Origin of the sequence: Pseudoalteromonas sp. SCSIO 43088 (assembly GCF_023650795.1) — a bacterium.
In the GTDB taxonomy this organism is placed as follows: Bacteria; Pseudomonadota; Gammaproteobacteria; order Enterobacterales; family Alteromonadaceae; genus Pseudoalteromonas; species Pseudoalteromonas shioyasakiensis.
On sequence record NZ_CP072675.1, the window covers coordinates 2,142,768 to 2,158,402 of the forward strand.

Here is a 15,635-nt window from a genome sequence, read left to right on the forward strand (position 1 = left end):
TAAGCAAAGGTCAGATTAATCATATTTAAGTTGCTGAATTAAAAATTATTACTAAGCTTTTAGTTAGTTGTATAGGTATTTGTTTGAGTCTAAAAATGTATCAGCTTGATTATGATGAATTAGTGCAAAGTTGGAATAAAACCCTCGAAGTTTTAGCCCTTTTTGCTGATGTACCCGTCGCCTTAGTAATGAAAGTAGAAAACAATATTATTAGTGTGTTTTCAAAAAACAATAACCAAGCAAATCCTTATGAAATTGGTGACAGTGAAGAGTTAGAAGATTCAGGCCTTTATTGTGAGCATGTCGTAAAAACGCAGAACTTACTGAACATACCAAACGCACTTGTTGATGAGAACTGGAAAGAAAACCCTGATATCAAGCTTAATATGATTTCTTATTTAGGTTTACCTATATGTGCAGGAGACACCACCCCATTTGGCACAATTTGTATCTTAGATAGCAAACCCCATGAATATAACGAGCCTGTGATAAAACTACTCGAAACCATTAAGCAAAGCTTCGAAACACAACTGAAATTATTGTATCAGCAAAAACAAGCGTTTGAGCAGCAACAGTTTGCTGAACTAGCCACTTTAATTAGAGGAATAGCCCACGAGCTCAACACACCACTCGGTAACTGCATTACCGCAGTAGATGTTACTCAACTTGCTGTCAAAGAAACACAAACCAGACTTTTAAAAAAACGACTTAGCCAACAAGCACTGCAAAATACTTTAGAGACATTGGTAAATACCAATGAATTACTAAACAGAAACTTAACATCATCTGCTTATAAAATACGTATTTTACAAGATTTGTTGTATACCAAATCACAATCAAGTAAAACAATCATGACGTTAGAGCAACTCTCTGAGTCATTGTATAAACACTTAGAAGAGCAAATAAAACATCGCAGTATCAAATTAGACATTAATTATCAAAACCCGCATAGCCAATTAGAAGTTGAAATAGACTTGCTAAAACAAGTGCTGTTTATTTTATTGCAAAACTCAATTGAGCATGCATTCAACAATATTACAGACCCTTTAATAGAAATTGATATTTTTGATTTTGATGAGGTGTTAAAAATTCACTACACCGATAACGGCACCGGTATCAGCAGTACTGAACTAAGCTCAATTTTCACCCCATTTTATAAAGGTAAAAACAACCAATCAGGCATAGGGCTTGGCCTCAGCATAGCGAAGAAAATAGTTAGACAACAACTGCAAGGCGATATTTGCGTACAAGAAAGTGATGTAGGCGCCCACTTTTTAATTAGTTTGCCAAAGTAAGCTAAAAAGTTTAAATGTCTTTCGTGAATAAAATCTTACTAGTTTGTGTGCAGCCTCTGTCTTCATAACCTACTATTGCATAGTCATTTTTGATAAGCAGACTCAGCATTGCAGGAAAACGGTTCATCGACTTAACTTTTATAGCCAGATAACTGTGGGCTTTAACCCATGCTTCTTGTGCGTTTAATAAAGCCTGTGCAATGCCCTGCCCTCTACATTCTGGCGCAACCGCGCCAAGCCAACTATAAAAGGTGTTTGAATCTAACGCATAACCCAGTTTGTAGGCCACAGGCTTATTATCGATATAAGCCACTAAAGCTAGATGCTCAATATCTGCACACTTTGCTTGTAATTTACTGAGGGTATTTCGGCCATCAAACTCAGGAATTTGACTATCAACAATCAACAAATCTTCTAAACTAGCTGGCTTAATTATGTAACTTTTTTCCATTCGCTACTTTGTTGTATGAGTGCTTGAATACATGATCAAATTTTGTTGCTCTATTTGTTTGTATAAAGCAACTCGCTTTTGGATTAATACAATTTCATCTTGTAAGTTTTTTTGCAATTGTTGATAAACGTCTTTGTTATGTTCTGTTTTCAATGCAATTTCAACTTTAGAAAGCTGTTCATTTAACTTAATAATATACACTAGCGCTGATTGATAATATTCAGTGTTTGGTACAATCGCATTAACCGTATGACTTATAACAAAACAGAGTGAAGTCAGAATAAACAAGAGTAATTTCATATATATAAATCCCTTTTTTATGCCTTATGAAACAAAGTATATCAATACCAAAAAGCATTTAAATACTATGGTTAGAAACTCACTTCTAACTTCTAAATTCTAACCTCTATTACCTTCTAACTTCACTTTTCTTTTCGATAATACAACTTTGAATAGCGTTTTACACGGGCATGTACACCGCGCCCTAAGCTCTTAAATTTAGCTTCAAGTACATCTACGCCATATAAAATACCTACCACTAGTACTGATAGCTTTATCGCAGCGAGTAAGTTATCAGTAGCAATAACAACACCAATTGATGCTAATACCCAAATTGTCGCAGCAGATGTTACACCAACTACCGCGCCATCTTTTGCAAGCATCACCCCTGCACCTAAAAAGCCGATACCAGTAATGATCTGGCCAACTACACGTGAATGATCAATATCTTCCCCATGCAACATAAACGCTGTTGATAGAAACAAATAAGTACCTAACACAATGAGCGCTGAAGTACGAATACCCACAGGTTTGCCGCGTAATTGACGCTCCATACCAATAATTGCGCCGCAAAATGCAGCGCTACCAATTGCTGACCAAGAATAAGGGGCAATATCAAATAAACTACTCAGTGTCACTGCACTTCCAAATCAAACTAACAATCAAAATTATAAATAAAAGGCCATCGCAGTGCTGAGTCGTGATGAACCAAAACTCGCCATTTTGCTAAAATCGGCTTTGGCTATTGGCACATGCTGACAATCAATCGCCAATTGTTTTTCGTTTTCACAAAACGGGTCATGCACGTACAAGCAATGCTCATCAATATGCGTTACACACACCCAGTGCGGTGACTTTTTACCATCAAACCGATAGGTGCTGATCAATAACACCACCGCTTTACCCTCAGCAAGCCAATCCTCAATGGTAGCCAAGGTTAATTCTTGATACCTCACAGGCAGTTTTGCAGCTATTGATTCAGCCACAAACTGATTGTGTACGGTATGCAAAATGGCTTTTTTCTTTTCACTTCTTACACCATCAATAAACAAAGTATCACGGGTATTTAAAACAACATCGGCTTTAAAACCACGTTTCATTGCAGCAAGTGCTAACCCTAGAGGATGACAACCGCCATGCCCTGAAGTCATGAAAATAGTCGTGGCTTCACGCCATATATCCAGCTCTTTAAGTTGGCTCATTACGGTATCATTCAATGATGACATTGCCATTAATAACGCCGCTGGGCCACAGGTAAATTCGGTAGTTTGCTGGTACCAAGGTGTGTGTTTATCGGCATTAAATTCGATATTACGACGAATGTTTTTTTGCATTCGATGGGCATCACTATGGTCATCATAATAATCACTGTAATGACCAAACACCTGATAACCCAGTTTTTCATATAAGCGAATTGCTGATTGGTTGTTTACCGCAACTTCTAAACGCATGTATAAACGGCCCCGTTTAGCCGTTTCATTTTCAAGCGCAAGAAGTAACTTTGAAGCAATACCTTTGCCTTGCTGAGATTGCAAAACTGCCAGTGAATATAACCGAGCAAGGCGCGTCCCTTTGTGGCACCACACTAAACCATAACCAACCAATTTATTGTCTACCTCAGCCACCATCAATAAGCCGTGGCTTGCGCTGATCCAGCGTTTTAAACTACGGCTACTTAATCTATCTTGACTAAAGCTTTGCTCTTCAATGGCGACAAGAGCCGTCAAATCCGCAGCCTTAGCAAAGCGGATTTGACAAACAGATACGTTCATTAACCGCGGCCTCGTGCTTCTAGGCGTTGTTTAAACTCATCCATAATGATCATATAAAGCTCATCACCTAAATAGGCATCTTCGACTTTGTGGTCGATACTCGGGTTATCATTCACTTCTAACACGTATGCTTTACCTTGATGCTCTTTAACATCAACGCCATACAAACCTTTACCCACCGTTTTGCAGGCTTTTAATGCTGCATCAAGTACCACTTTAGGTAACTCAAACGTTGGCAAGGTTTCAAAGCCACCTGAGAAAAATCGTTTTGCATCATGGTTGTATATTTGCCAGTGATTACGCGCCATTAAATAACGACACGCATAAATTGCACGGCCATTTAACACCCCGACACGCCAATCATATTCGGTGTACATGTACTCTTGTGCTAGCACAAGTGCGCTGAACTCAAACAGTTCTGTTAACTTAGCAACTAACTCATCACGATTAGCGACTTTAAATACGCCTTTTGAGAAAGAGCCTTCTGGCATTTTTAATACCAGTGGGTAGCTGAAGTTTGCTTCTAAACTTTCAATTGTCTCTTCACTTGTATCAGCTACAACGTGAGTTTTTAAACTTGGCACTTTTTGATAATTAAAGGCATCGTGCAAATACACTTTATTACAACAGCGCAGTATTGACTCTGCATTATCAATGACCACTAACCCTAAGCTTTGTGCTTTACTCGCTAAACGATAGGTTGGATGGTCGATGGCTGTGGTTTGGCGAATAAATAACGCATCAAATTGTGCAATATTGGTAATTTCATCAAATGTCAGTGCTTGGGCATAAATACCATGTTTAGCGGCTGCTTTAATAAATTTAGCAATGGCATCTTTATCACTTGGCGGCACCTTTTCTTGGTGATCAACCAATATAGCCATATCCCAACGGTAACGACGTTTTTTATCGTGAATGCGCCATACAGACATCGTAAAGCTACTGAGTTGTTTTACAAACTCTGTAAAGCCAGTTTCATCTAATGATGCAATTGTGCCTTGCTTTACAACACCTTGCTCATCACACACCAAAATAGGCGCTGGATATTGCGAGAATAATGCTTTGGTTGCCTTACTTTGCTGCTCTTTATCTGTGTGACCAAAAAAGACAGTGCCACCAGCAAGCGCTTTATGACGCGTGCTGTGCTCATCGCTACGTAGCGCATTAATTGTTTTTACACTCGGTAATACCTGGTGCTTTCTTGCTTCAGCAAGCAAAGAACAATAATAACCTTTACTTAAATACTGCCCTGTATCACACAAGTTTAAAATGCGTGTTTTTGGCTCATTATGTTTTGGGTAATCACGTAAGTAGGTGTCAAAGGTAATGACATTTTCGAAATTTTGAGCAATACGTTGCTCATTGTTATCAACCACAATCAAGGTTTTAAACACGACTTTTCCTAAATTAAGTCTTATGAAAAAATGAAAACACCCAGCCAATTAAGTGAACGCATGAGGCTAAACTTCACTTAACTAGATGGGTGCTTATAAGCATTAAGCTTGATGTGATTTATAGAGGTTTTTTTGCTTTGTGACCAACGAGATATTTTTTACTTGAAGATGAAATTTACTGATTAAAAATACCAATAATTAAATTAACTGTTCTATGGCGTACAACTGTTTATTGCCAGCAATAGAGAGTTCAACTTCATCATCAAGGCTCTTTCCAATCAATTGCTTACCTAACGGCGCTTCTCGTGTCACAACATAAATAGGCTGTTCTTTTACGGTGACTATTAAGCCACCTGCACTTGGGCCCATAAAAAACCACTTTGCGTAATCTTGTTCATCGACAAGACACACTAATGCACCTTCACGAACCTTATTAAATTCGCTTTCTTTAAACACCGTATTGAATGCCTGAATATCACGGTAGCACTCATTAACTCGTTCAGCTTGCCCTTGCGCTAGATAAGCAGCCTCTAAACCCAAGGTATCGTATTGGGTTTCAGCAACACTTTCTTCGTGGGTTGCAGCGTCATGAGCCGCTTTTGCCGCTGCTTTGGCGTTTTGCAGTTGTGCCTCTAGCGCAAAGCGTAAATGTTCAATTACGTGTGTTTTATTCATATCAAAGCAGTTAAAACAGAAAAGCCGCTATTCTATGGAAAAATAGCGGCTGATGAAAGTAAGTTATAAAACTGACTTACGGCATATCCATATAGGCTTTGGTTTTATCATCCAGTGTTTGGGTGTAATTTTCTGAACTTAACCCCAATAACTGCGGCAAGGTAGCGGCGATACAAATCGATGAGAAGGTTCCCACCACAATGCCTGCAAATAACGCAATGGCAAAGCCCGTTAATGCAGCACCAGCAAGCAACCAAATACAGGCAATGGTCGCAAGTGTTGTGCCTGAGGTGATCAATGTACGCGTTAACGTAGAGCCAATTGCATCATTAATCACAACATGGGTGTTAATGCGTTGATTGTCTGGCTGAATACGTAAAAGCTCTCTAACTCTGTCGCCAACTATAATTGAGTCATTTAATGAATAACCAATAATAGCCAGTAAACTCGCCAGCACGGTTAAATTAAACTCAAGCCCAAGTAAGGAAAACAAGCCCAGCACTAAAGTTAAATCATGTAACAGTGCAACCACTGAACCTACCGCGAGTCGCCATTCAAAGCGCACTGCTAAATAAACCATAATTGCAATCAGCGCCGCAAATAAAGCTAAACAACCTTGTTCAAAAAGCTCATCACCCACTTGTGAGCCTAAAAATGAGCTAGATAATACGCTATAGTCTACACCTTGCTCATTCAGCTCTGCTTGCCAAGTACTGGCTTTGCTAGCCTTTGGCGCTTCTCTTAAAACAAAGTGATATTCACCTGCTTTAGTGATGGTTAATTTGCTCGCAACCTCAGGGCTTAACTTTGCCTTTAAATCAGCAATTTTCGTGACTGACGTTGTGTTGATTTCACTGATGTAGCCACCTGTAAAATCAAGGCCAAAATTTAGTCCTTTTAAAGATAAAACACCTAGGCTCGCGATGACTAAAACACAGCTTAGCACTAGCCCTAAAACGCGTGCTTTACTCGCAGCTGTTAATGTTGACCAACTCATGCTTTAGCCCCCGTCAAATTGGTTAGTTTAATGTAGAGTGTTTGGCTAAGCGCTTTTGAAATATAAACGCCAGTAAAGACACTGGTTAATAGCCCAAGCGCTAATGTGATTGCAAAGCCTTTCACCGGTCCATATCCAATGGCGTATAGGATAATTGCTGTGATCATGGTTGTTACATTGGCATCAAAAATGGTCGTAAATGCTTGGTTATAGCCTTGTTCAATCGCTTGATAAGTAGGTCGACCTTTACGTTTCTCTTCTTTTATTCGCTCAAAGATAATCACATTTGTATCAACTGCCATACCTATCGTTAGTACAAGCCCTGCAATACCTGGCAGTGTCAACACAACACCCGGCAATAACGACATTAAACCAACTAAAGCCGTTAAATTAAGGAGTAAAGCAATATTGGCAATCAATCCTAAGCGACGATACCAAAGCGCCATAAATGCAAGGGTAATACCGATGCCCAGCATTAACGCAGCTAAGCCGTGTTCAATGTTTTCTCTGCCTAAGCTTGGGCCTATGGTTTGTTCTTGTACAATGGTCACTGGCGCTGTGAGTGAACCTGCGCGCAGTAAAAGCGCTAAATCGTAGGCTGCTTGCGGGCTTTTCATATTAGTAATACTAAAACGAGAACTTAAATGCTGGGCAATGTTTGCCACATTGAACACTTCGCTTTTTTTAACAACGTCGCCATTTGCATCCCGTGAGTATTCCGAATACACCGTGGCCATAGCCTTACCTATATTGTGCTTAGAAAATGCAGACATCGCATCGCCACCTTGCGAATCTAAACTAAGCTGAACTAAAGGCTTGCCCCATTCATCTTTACCAACACTGGCATTATTAATGTGATCACCTGAAAAAATCGCAACAGGGTTTAAATTAACAACGCCACCGCCTTGTAAATTAAACGCTTTACCTCCTACTTCGACGACCTGATAAAAATCGAGGGTCGCAGTTGCACCAATAATACGCTTAGCTTCAGATAGGTCTTGCACACCGGGTAACTCAATGCGAATGCGCTGCTTACCTTGTCTTTGCGTTACCGCTTCAGTGATACCAAGCTCTTCAATGCGACCACGCAGGGTTGTTAAGCTTTGCGCCATAACTTGTTTATTAAATTCGCTTTGGCTTTGCTCGTTAAAATGTAGTAATACCGTAGTTAGGTTATTCGTTGTTGATTTAGTTTGCATCAGGCCTTTGAATTGACCTTGCAACGTTGAAACAAGCCCTGCAAGTTGCTCCTCGGAGGTTGGTAAAATTTGTAGCTCAACCCCTTCTTTGACTTCATTTGCCCGGATCCCACGGATTTTGTCTTTACGAAGCGTCAATTTAGTTTGTTGATACACACTATTTAAGTGCTCTTGCATTGCTTTATCAAGGTCAACATCAAGCACAAATAACACCCCACCATTTAAATCGAGTCCCAATTTAATCGGTGATAGACCCAGCTGCTGGAGCCATTGCGGGCTTGTCGCATGCTCAACAATTTTAGCCTCTAGTTGTGGGTATTGTGTTTTGATAAAACTCAGCGCATTGGCACTTTGAGTAGGCTCAGCTAATAAAATAGCCAGCAGTGCTTGGCTATCATTGGCTTCAGTCACTTCAAAACCATGTTGATTTAGTGATGTTGTCACACTTTGCAGCGTCACAGTTTGATCTGGCAAGCTAATGTGCAACCAAGATTTGTTAGGGTAAAGGTTAGGTAGTGCACTAACCGCTAATAAAAAACACGCCGCTATCATAGCGACATAACTCATTTTTAGACGACGCCATAGCGCCGGCTTTGATTTATGTGACATACATGACTTCCTTCCGGCATTGTCAGCCGGTAAATATTTAATTAAAAAAAATAAAAAGTAACGAAGGAAGTCGTTTAGCTATGGAAGGTGGTATTGGCTTTGTACAAGAGGTTGGCGTCTTTCCAGCCACTAATGCGGGATTTTCGTTGAGTTGCTAATGCAAACCATGGGAGTACACGCACTACACCTGGCGGCGCTAAAAAGTGCTCTTTTCTCCAGTCTTCAGCAAAGAATTCAATTAATAACTCGTAATCAGGGTCAACCTGACTGTGATAAAGAAATAATGATGAATTACTGGCAGTTAAACGCGGCACTAGGGTATCAAACCCGGATGGTTCTACCGGTTTAGGATGTTCAACTGCATGAGTTTGGGAAATAACTGGGGTTTTAGTCAGCTCGACTTGGAACAATTTAGTCGCAGCAAAGTGTGAGTGCGTGTCAGGCATAGCCATGCTCTGTGAGCTAAAGAACACAGTAAATAGCAAGATAATGACTGAGAAAAACCGTAACAAGAACTGACCAATAAATTAAGTGGATAACAGGGATATAATGAGGGCAAAAAAATAAAACACAAGTTATTACTTAAACAAACAGTAACAAAATAAAAGTGACTACAATAAAAGCGGGCCTAATTAAGCCCGCTTAGTAATTTAACTTTGTTAAACTTCTAATGATGACATATCGATAACAAAGCGTGAGGCCATATCACCTTGCTTTAACTTATCGAATGCGTCATTTATTTGGTCCATTTTAATCATTTCAACTTCTGGCAGAATATTATGCAGTGCACAGAAATCGAGGATTTCTTGAGTTTGCGCTATACCACCAATCAATGAGCCAGCAACACGGCGACGTCCCATTAATAATGGCACTGAGTTAGTCTCTTCAAGTTCACCCACTTGACCAACCAATACTTGCGTACCATCAATATCTAAAAGCGGAATATACGGCGTAAAGTCGTGTTTTACCGGAATGGTATTAATGATCACATCAAATTGATTTGCATGCGCTTGCATGGCAGCTTCATCGCTCGATACCAATAAATCTTTTGCGCCATAAGATAAAACCTGTTGTTTTTTCTTATCACTACGGCTAATTGCCGTAACATGTGCGCCCATTGCAGCTGCGATTTTTATTGCCATATGACCTAAACCACCTAAACCAATCACACCAACACGGCTACCTGGGCCGACATTCCACGTGCGTAGTGGCGAATAGGTTGTGATACCCGCACATAAAATTGGTGCACATTTAGCAAGGTCTAAGCCTTCAGGCACACTTAGTACAAACTCTTCACGCACCACAATGTGTTTTGAATAACCACCTTGAGTGAGCTCACCACTAATGCGGTCTTGTCCTGAGTAAGTTCCTACCATCCCTTCGCGACAAAACTGCTCTTCACCGTGATGACACTGGTCACAGCTTAAACAGCTATCAACCATACAACCCACAGCAACATTATCGCCCACTTTATATTTTGTAACGCCGCTGCCTACTTCAAGGACGCGACCAACGATTTCATGGCCTGGTACCACTGGGTACTGAGTCCAGCCCCAGTCGTTTTCTGCGGTGTGTAAGTCAGAATGGCACACGCCACAATATAGAATTTCAATTGATACATCTTCATCACGAAGTGCACGACGTTCAAAGTGATACGGCTCTAATGGTTTTTCAGAATCATGTGCTGCATAACCGACGGTTTTCATGCTTACTCCTTAGTTTTCTTCGTGTTTTACTCATGCATTAACTAATTTGCTAATGCGCTGGTGTATAATGCATTCAGTATAGAGGTAAATTAACAAATTACACTTGCCTAAAACACGAAAGCTTTTGCCTATTTTTATCAAATTGATTTTAAGAGACCCTCATGCGTGGAATGAGCCGCAAAGAACAGGTGACGAGATCGCCTGATGCAATGAACCTATCACAAAGCATCAAAACACTCTGGCCCTATTTAATGAGCTTTAAAGGCCGAGTCATATTAGCCGTCTTAGCGCTTATTGCTGCAAAAGGCGCCACATTACTGATGCCTTGGGCACTAAAAGAAATAATTGACGCGGTTGATGCGAGTATCAACCCGCTATTAAGCGTTCCTATTGCCTTGCTGATCGCCTATGGTTTACTGCGCTTTGCCAGTGTATTTTTTGGTGAAGTACGCGATGCGTTATTTGGCCGTGTTACTGAGCACGCAATGAGACATATTGGCTTAAAAGTTTTTAAACACTTGCATAGTTTAGAACTTGCCTTTCATCTTGACAGGCAAACAGGCGGTATCAGTCGCGATATAGAGCGTGGCACAAGTGGCCTCAGCTTTTTAATGCGCTTTTTGATGTTTAACATCGTGCCAACGCTATTTGAAATAATCACAGTAGCCATTATTTTTGCAACCTTGTTTTCACCTTGGTTTGCACTGGTCACATTAATTGCGGTTGCTAGTTACATTGCTTTTACTGTGATTGTAACTCAGTGGCGTAACCGATTTATTCGTGAAGCAAATGCTGCCGATAACAACTCAAACACCCGTGCAATCGACAGCTTACTAAATTACGAAACCGTTAAGTACTTCAACAATGAACACTATGAAGCGAGCACCTACGACGGCTTTTTAGCTAAATGGGAACAAGCGAGGCTAAAAAATCGTTTATCGTTACTTGCGCTTAATTCAGGGCAAGCACTTATTATTGCCGCGGCTATTACAGCGCTAATGTGGCTAGGTGCCAGCTCAGTGGTCAACAAAGAGCTAACAATAGGTGAGCTTGTGATGATCAATGCTTATATGATCCAGTTATTTTTACCACTTAACTTTTTAGGTTTTGTTTATCGTGAGATACGCCGTGCGCTGACTGACCTTGAAAATATGCTGGGGCTGTTAAATCGAAAAGCCGCCATTAGCGATGACAAAGATGCAAAACCATTAAAAGCAACCAAAGCAGCTATTCGATTTGAAAATGTGTCGTTTAGTTACGATAAACAAAGGTCAATTTTAAATAACTTAAGCTTTGAGGTTACTTCTGGCAGCAAAGTGGCGATTGTGGGTGCCAGTGGCGCAGGTAAAAGCACTCTAAGCCGCCTGCTCTACCGTTTTTATGATGTTGATGCAGGTAAAATTTATATCGATGAGCAAGCAATCAACACAGTGACACTTGAAAGTTTGCGCCAAGCAATTGCCATCGTACCGCAAGATACCGTGCTATTTAACACCAGCATTCGCGAAAACATCGCCTACGGAAATCCAACGGCAAGCGAAGATGAAATTGATAAAGCCATAAACCTTGCCCATTTAGATGGATTTATTGCCAGCCTAGATAAAGGCGATAAAACCCTTGTTGGTGAACGCGGTTTAAAAGTATCAGGCGGTGAAAAACAACGCATTGCAATTGCCAGAGCCATTTTAAAAGGTTCACCGATTTTATTATTTGATGAGGCAACATCGGCGCTAGATTCGCATTCAGAGCAAGCTATTTTAAGTGCGATGCGTGAAGTCGCACAAAGACATACCAGCTTAGTCATTGCGCATCGTTTATCAACAATTACTGACGCTGACAAAATTATTGTTATGAAACAAGGACAGGTTGTTGAGCAAGGTCAGCACCATCAACTGCTTGCAGCAAATGGTGAATACGCACGAATGTGGCAGTTACAGCAAAGCGATGAATAAACACTGTTAACTAGTAGGTTAAATGATTAGAATAACCGCTTTATTTTTATCTATAACAAAAAGGCAACACGCAGATGGGCAGAGCTTATCAAAACAAAAAAGACTCAATGGCAAAAACTGCGGGTGCAAAAACCAAAGTTTATTCAAAGTACGGAAAAGAAATTTATATCTGCGCTAAGAATGGTGGTGTTGATCCCGATGGCAACTTAGCGCTTCGTCGCTTAATTGAGCGTGCTAAGAAAGACCAAGTACCTACGCATGTAATCGAGCGTGCAATCGATAAAGCCAAAGGCGGTGGCGGCGAAGATTATGTAGCAACTCGCTACGAAGGTTACGGCCCGGGCAACTGTATGATCATTGTTGACTGTTTAACCGACAACAACAAACGTACCTTTGCTGACGTACGTGTTTGTTTTACAAAAGCGAATGCAAAAATTGGTGCGCAAAACTCAGTATCACACTTATTTGATCACCTCGCTATTTTTGTATTTGATGGTGATGATGACGAGGCTGTTTTAGAAGCACTAATGATGGCAGATGTAGATGTAACAGATGTAGAAGTTGAAGACGGTAAAGTGACTGTATTCGCTCCACACACTGAGTACAACAATACCCGTACAGCACTTGAAGAAATGGGGATTACTGATTTCCACGAAGATCTAATTGCTTTTGTGCCGCAAGTAGAAGCACCCATTGAAGGTGAAGACGTTGAAGTCATGGAACGCTTTTTAGCCATGCTAGAAGACTGTGACGACGTACAAAACGTTTACCACAACGCACAGTTTTAATTAAAAAGGCCAACCAAGTTGGCCTTTTACCTTTTAGCCCAAAGGAATCAACATTGAATACCCTCGAAGAGTTAAAAGCCGGTTCTCTACAAGGTTGTACACGGCTTCAGCTTGTTGCAGAACTAACCGAATTGCCAAAAGAAATTTATACCCTAGCCGATACGTTAGAAATCCTCGATTTATCTAATAATCAGCTAAGTGATTTACCTGACGATTTTTACAAATTAAAAAATCTCAAACGGCTGTTTTTATCATTTAATCAGTTTAAACATATTCCAGACGTGCTAAGACAATGCCCAAACTTAATCATGGTGGCATTTAAAGGTAATCAAATTACTGAATTTAAAGCGCACTGTTTACCAACGAAGATTGAATGGCTGATCTTAACTGATAATCAAATTCCTGCTTTACCTGATACATTTGGTGAGTACAGCAAGCTTAAAAAGCTCTCACTGGCAGGTAATCAGTTAACTGATTTGCCAGCTTCGATGGCTAATTGTAAAGAGCTTGAGCTAATCCGTTTAAGTGCCAATAAGCTTACAAAAGTTGAAGATTGGCTTTTAGCTTTACCGAAACTTGCTTGGCTTGGCTTCTCTGGTAACGATTTAAATCGCTCAACTAGCTTACACTGTGAGCAGTTTAGCAAAATTGCACTGGATGAATTCGAAGTTAAAAAGCAGATTGGCCAAGGTGCGTCTGGGGTCATTCATTTGGCCAATTGGCATCAACGTCCTGTTGCCCTTAAGTTATTTAAAGGCGAGATCACCAGTGATGGCTATCCACTTGATGAGCTAAATTGTTGTTTAAAAGCAAGTGAGCATCCAAATCTCATTAAAGCATTGGGCTATGTCGATGAAGAGTCACAACTTGGTTTAGTGATGGAGCTTATCAGTAAAGAGTTTAGTAATCTTGGTTTGCCCCCCTCTCTTGCAACTTGTACCCGTGACACATTCGAAGACAACAGCCAGTATTCTCCAGAAATGGTACTAAAAATTGTCAAGCAAATGGCAAGTACCCTCGCCCATTTGCATCAAAAACAAGTAAGCCATGGTGACATTTATGCCCATAACAGCATGATCAATTCACATGGCGAGTTATTATTTGGTGACTTTGGTGCGGCAACTGACTTATCAATGCTGACACCTAATCAACAGCAGCTATTAGAAGGCATTGAAGTACGCGCCCTTGGTTATTTCATCGATGATTTACTGACTGTAGTGAGTGAAGAAAACGACATTACCAACATGCTTACTGACATAGCTCAAGAGTGCTTAGTACTCAACTCTGACAAACGCCCTCGCTTTTCTGAGCTAGTTTCGCGATTATGAGTGTAGATAATTATAAATAAAGCCTCAGTGAGGCTTTATTTTTGCTTTTTAAACGGGAACACCTGCTGCTTTAACATTCCTTCGGGCATGTAATCGCCAACTACACCATATTTATCGGGCCACTCTGCTTGACCTTTTACAGCAGTACCAAATAGATAATCTAAAAAAGAAAAATGCGCGGCATAGTTACGGTCAATGGCCGCTTTATCAGATGAATGATGCCAATGATGAAACTGAGGCGTAACCAGCAAATACTTTAGCCAACCAAACTTCACCCGAACATTAGCGTGGTTAAACACAGCCTGAAAGCCAACAATAATGACATATAGGCTAATAACATCCGATGGAAAGCCGAGCACAAAAATAGGTGTGAGCACTAAGCTACGCGTCACGAGTATTTCTAAAATATGCTGACGAGAGCCTGCAAGCCAATCCATTTCTTTTGCACTGTGATGTACGGCATGAAAACGCCAAAGCAGGGGTACTTCGTGATAAGCTCTATGCACAAAATACTGCATTAAATCGGCCACTAAAATAATTAAAAATAACTGCAGTACAAATGGCAGTTGAATAATAAAGCCTTGTACAGTATCAGACACAGCCCAGCCAAATGCGTGATGCACGAACTGATTGGTAGCCAGCAATACAAAACCAATAATTAAGTGATTAACAAAGAAATGGTTTAAATCACCCTGCCACTCAGAGCGGAGAATTTTTTGTTCTTTACGGTGCGGCAGTAGCTTCTCAATTAGAATAAAAATCAGTGTGGATCCAAGTAAATCAAGAATGAACCAATCAAGCCCCAAGTACGGCGTATTATCTCTAAAATCTCCCACTTCAACATTCGGCCCACCAAATGCAATAGCAAGTAAGATCAACACCCAAGCCGTTGCACCGAGCCGCTTATTAGTATTACGAACAAAGTTCAACAACCCTAAACTGCCTGAAATAATCAATGCCACAAACATCAGCTGGCGTAAAAACTCGACACTGTAATTTTGCCTGAGCTCAGGGGTCGTTAAGTACTCTGGAAAATGAAATGCTAATACCCCTAAACAGGATAAAATCGCTAAGAAGCAAGCCATATAGCCACTGATATTGCCTTCACCCACTTGAAACTGCTCAGCCCTAAATAGCCGATGATAAAGACGTGCCATAATATAAAAATCCATTTATCAATTTTTTGCAGC

Annotated in this window: 15 protein-coding genes; 4 read left to right on the forward strand and 11 right to left on the reverse strand. The window is 40.4% G+C overall.

All coding sequences use genetic code 11. The features are described 5' to 3' along the window. Nucleotides 1-83 precede the first annotated feature (83 nt). On the forward strand, nt 84-1,295 hold the full coding sequence (locus J8Z28_RS09980) for a GAF domain-containing sensor histidine kinase (protein WP_250659343.1): 1,212 nt from the start codon (nt 84-86) through the stop codon (nt 1,293-1,295). A gap of 10 nt (nt 1,296-1,305) precedes the next feature. Here J8Z28_RS09980 and J8Z28_RS09985 read toward each other — a convergent pair whose 3' ends face one another. From J8Z28_RS09985 to J8Z28_RS10030, 10 genes are all read right to left on the reverse strand, one after another. Beyond that, nucleotides 1,306-1,746 (reverse strand): GNAT family N-acetyltransferase, encoded by a 441-nt coding sequence (locus J8Z28_RS09985; RefSeq protein WP_250659344.1) that lies wholly within the window; start codon nt 1,744-1,746, stop codon nt 1,306-1,308. A gap of 3 nt (nt 1,747-1,749) precedes the next feature. Further along, entirely contained in the window at nt 1,750-2,046 is a 297-nt protein-coding gene (locus tag J8Z28_RS09990) for a hypothetical protein (RefSeq protein WP_250659345.1), read from the reverse strand. 122 nt (nt 2,047-2,168) lie between these two features. Beyond that, nucleotides 2,169-2,663, reverse strand: coding sequence for an MgtC/SapB family protein (locus J8Z28_RS09995; protein WP_054551426.1), 495 nt, complete (start codon nt 2,661-2,663; stop codon nt 2,169-2,171). A 30-nt stretch (nt 2,664-2,693) separates the two neighbouring features. Further along, nucleotides 2,694-3,797, reverse strand: a complete 1,104-nt coding sequence (locus J8Z28_RS10000; RefSeq protein WP_250659346.1) for a GNAT family N-acetyltransferase/peptidase C39 family protein — start codon at nt 3,795-3,797, stop codon at nt 2,694-2,696. Further along, nucleotides 3,797-5,191, reverse strand: a complete 1,395-nt coding sequence (locus J8Z28_RS10005) for a RimK family ATP-grasp domain-containing protein (protein WP_250659347.1) — start codon at nt 5,189-5,191, stop codon at nt 3,797-3,799. The genes J8Z28_RS10000 and J8Z28_RS10005 overlap by 1 nt, the downstream gene beginning before the upstream one ends. A gap of 198 nt (nt 5,192-5,389) precedes the next feature. Then, complete coding sequence (locus tag J8Z28_RS10010; RefSeq protein WP_054561626.1) at nt 5,390-5,866, reverse strand: transcription elongation factor GreAB; 477 nt, start codon at nt 5,864-5,866, stop codon at nt 5,390-5,392. Between the two features lie 76 nt (nt 5,867-5,942). Continuing rightward, nucleotides 5,943-6,863: a protein translocase subunit SecF gene (gene secF, locus J8Z28_RS10015; RefSeq protein WP_250659348.1), complete on the reverse strand. Its 921-nt coding sequence runs from the start codon at nt 6,861-6,863 to the stop codon at nt 5,943-5,945. Continuing rightward, nucleotides 6,860-8,671 (reverse strand): protein translocase subunit SecD, encoded by a 1,812-nt coding sequence (gene secD / locus J8Z28_RS10020; RefSeq protein WP_250659349.1) that lies wholly within the window; start codon nt 8,669-8,671, stop codon nt 6,860-6,862. The genes secF and secD overlap by 4 nt, the downstream gene beginning before the upstream one ends. Nucleotides 8,672-8,745: 74 nt before the next feature. Beyond that, nucleotides 8,746-9,117: a hypothetical protein gene (locus J8Z28_RS10025; RefSeq protein WP_150114716.1), complete on the reverse strand. Its 372-nt coding sequence runs from the start codon at nt 9,115-9,117 to the stop codon at nt 8,746-8,748. 213 nt (nt 9,118-9,330) lie between these two features. After that, entirely contained in the window at nt 9,331-10,377 is a 1,047-nt protein-coding gene (locus J8Z28_RS10030; RefSeq protein WP_250659350.1) for an NAD(P)-dependent alcohol dehydrogenase, read from the reverse strand. 209 nt (nt 10,378-10,586) lie between these two features. Here J8Z28_RS10030 and J8Z28_RS10035 point away from each other — a divergent pair, with 209 nt between their 5' ends. From J8Z28_RS10035 to J8Z28_RS10045, 3 genes are all read left to right on the forward strand, one after another. Further along, the gene (locus tag J8Z28_RS10035; RefSeq protein ID WP_502934622.1) at nt 10,587-12,329 is read left to right on the forward strand and encodes an ABCB family ABC transporter ATP-binding protein/permease; all 1,743 of its coding nucleotides are present in this window, start codon (nt 10,587-10,589) and stop codon (nt 12,327-12,329) included. A 74-nt stretch (nt 12,330-12,403) separates the two neighbouring features. Continuing rightward, entirely contained in the window at nt 12,404-13,117 is a 714-nt protein-coding gene (locus tag J8Z28_RS10040; RefSeq protein ID WP_054561631.1) for a YebC/PmpR family DNA-binding transcriptional regulator, read from the forward strand. A 53-nt stretch (nt 13,118-13,170) separates the two neighbouring features. Next, on the forward strand, nt 13,171-14,445 hold the full coding sequence (locus J8Z28_RS10045; protein ID WP_054561632.1) for a protein kinase: 1,275 nt from the start codon (nt 13,171-13,173) through the stop codon (nt 14,443-14,445). 35 nt (nt 14,446-14,480) lie between these two features. On the opposite strand, the gene J8Z28_RS10050 is transcribed toward J8Z28_RS10045, so the two are convergent. Continuing rightward, a complete protein-coding gene (locus J8Z28_RS10050) occupies nt 14,481-15,617 on the reverse strand; it encodes a sterol desaturase family protein (RefSeq protein ID WP_250659351.1) in 1,137 nt (378 codons plus the stop codon). Nucleotides 15,618-15,635: the final 18 nt, after the last annotated feature.

Coding starts and splice junctions, on each gene's coding strand:
- J8Z28_RS09985 (WP_250659344.1), bottom strand. CDS start 1,746: ATGGAAAAAAGTTACATAATTAAGCCAGCTAGTTTAGAAGATTTGTTG.
- J8Z28_RS09990 (WP_250659345.1), bottom strand. CDS start 2,046: ATGAAATTACTCTTGTTTATTCTGACTTCACTCTGTTTTGTTATAAGT.
- J8Z28_RS10000 (WP_250659346.1), bottom strand. CDS start 3,797: ATGAACGTATCTGTTTGTCAAATCCGCTTTGCTAAGGCTGCGGATTTG.
- J8Z28_RS10010 (WP_054561626.1), bottom strand. CDS start 5,866: ATGAATAAAACACACGTAATTGAACATTTACGCTTTGCGCTAGAGGCA.
- secF (WP_250659348.1), bottom strand. CDS start 6,863: ATGAGTTGGTCAACATTAACAGCTGCGAGTAAAGCACGCGTTTTAGGG.
- secD (WP_250659349.1), bottom strand. CDS start 8,671: ATGTCACATAAATCAAAGCCGGCGCTATGGCGTCGTCTAAAAATGAGT.
- J8Z28_RS10025 (WP_150114716.1), bottom strand. CDS start 9,117: ATGCCTGACACGCACTCACACTTTGCTGCGACTAAATTGTTCCAAGTC.
- J8Z28_RS10030 (WP_250659350.1), bottom strand. CDS start 10,377: ATGAAAACCGTCGGTTATGCAGCACATGATTCTGAAAAACCATTAGAG.
- J8Z28_RS10035 (WP_502934622.1), top strand. CDS start 10,587: ATGAACCTATCACAAAGCATCAAAACACTCTGGCCCTATTTAATGAGC.
- J8Z28_RS10040 (WP_054561631.1), top strand. CDS start 12,404: ATGGGCAGAGCTTATCAAAACAAAAAAGACTCAATGGCAAAAACTGCG.
- J8Z28_RS10050 (WP_250659351.1), bottom strand. CDS start 15,617: ATGGATTTTTATATTATGGCACGTCTTTATCATCGGCTATTTAGGGCT.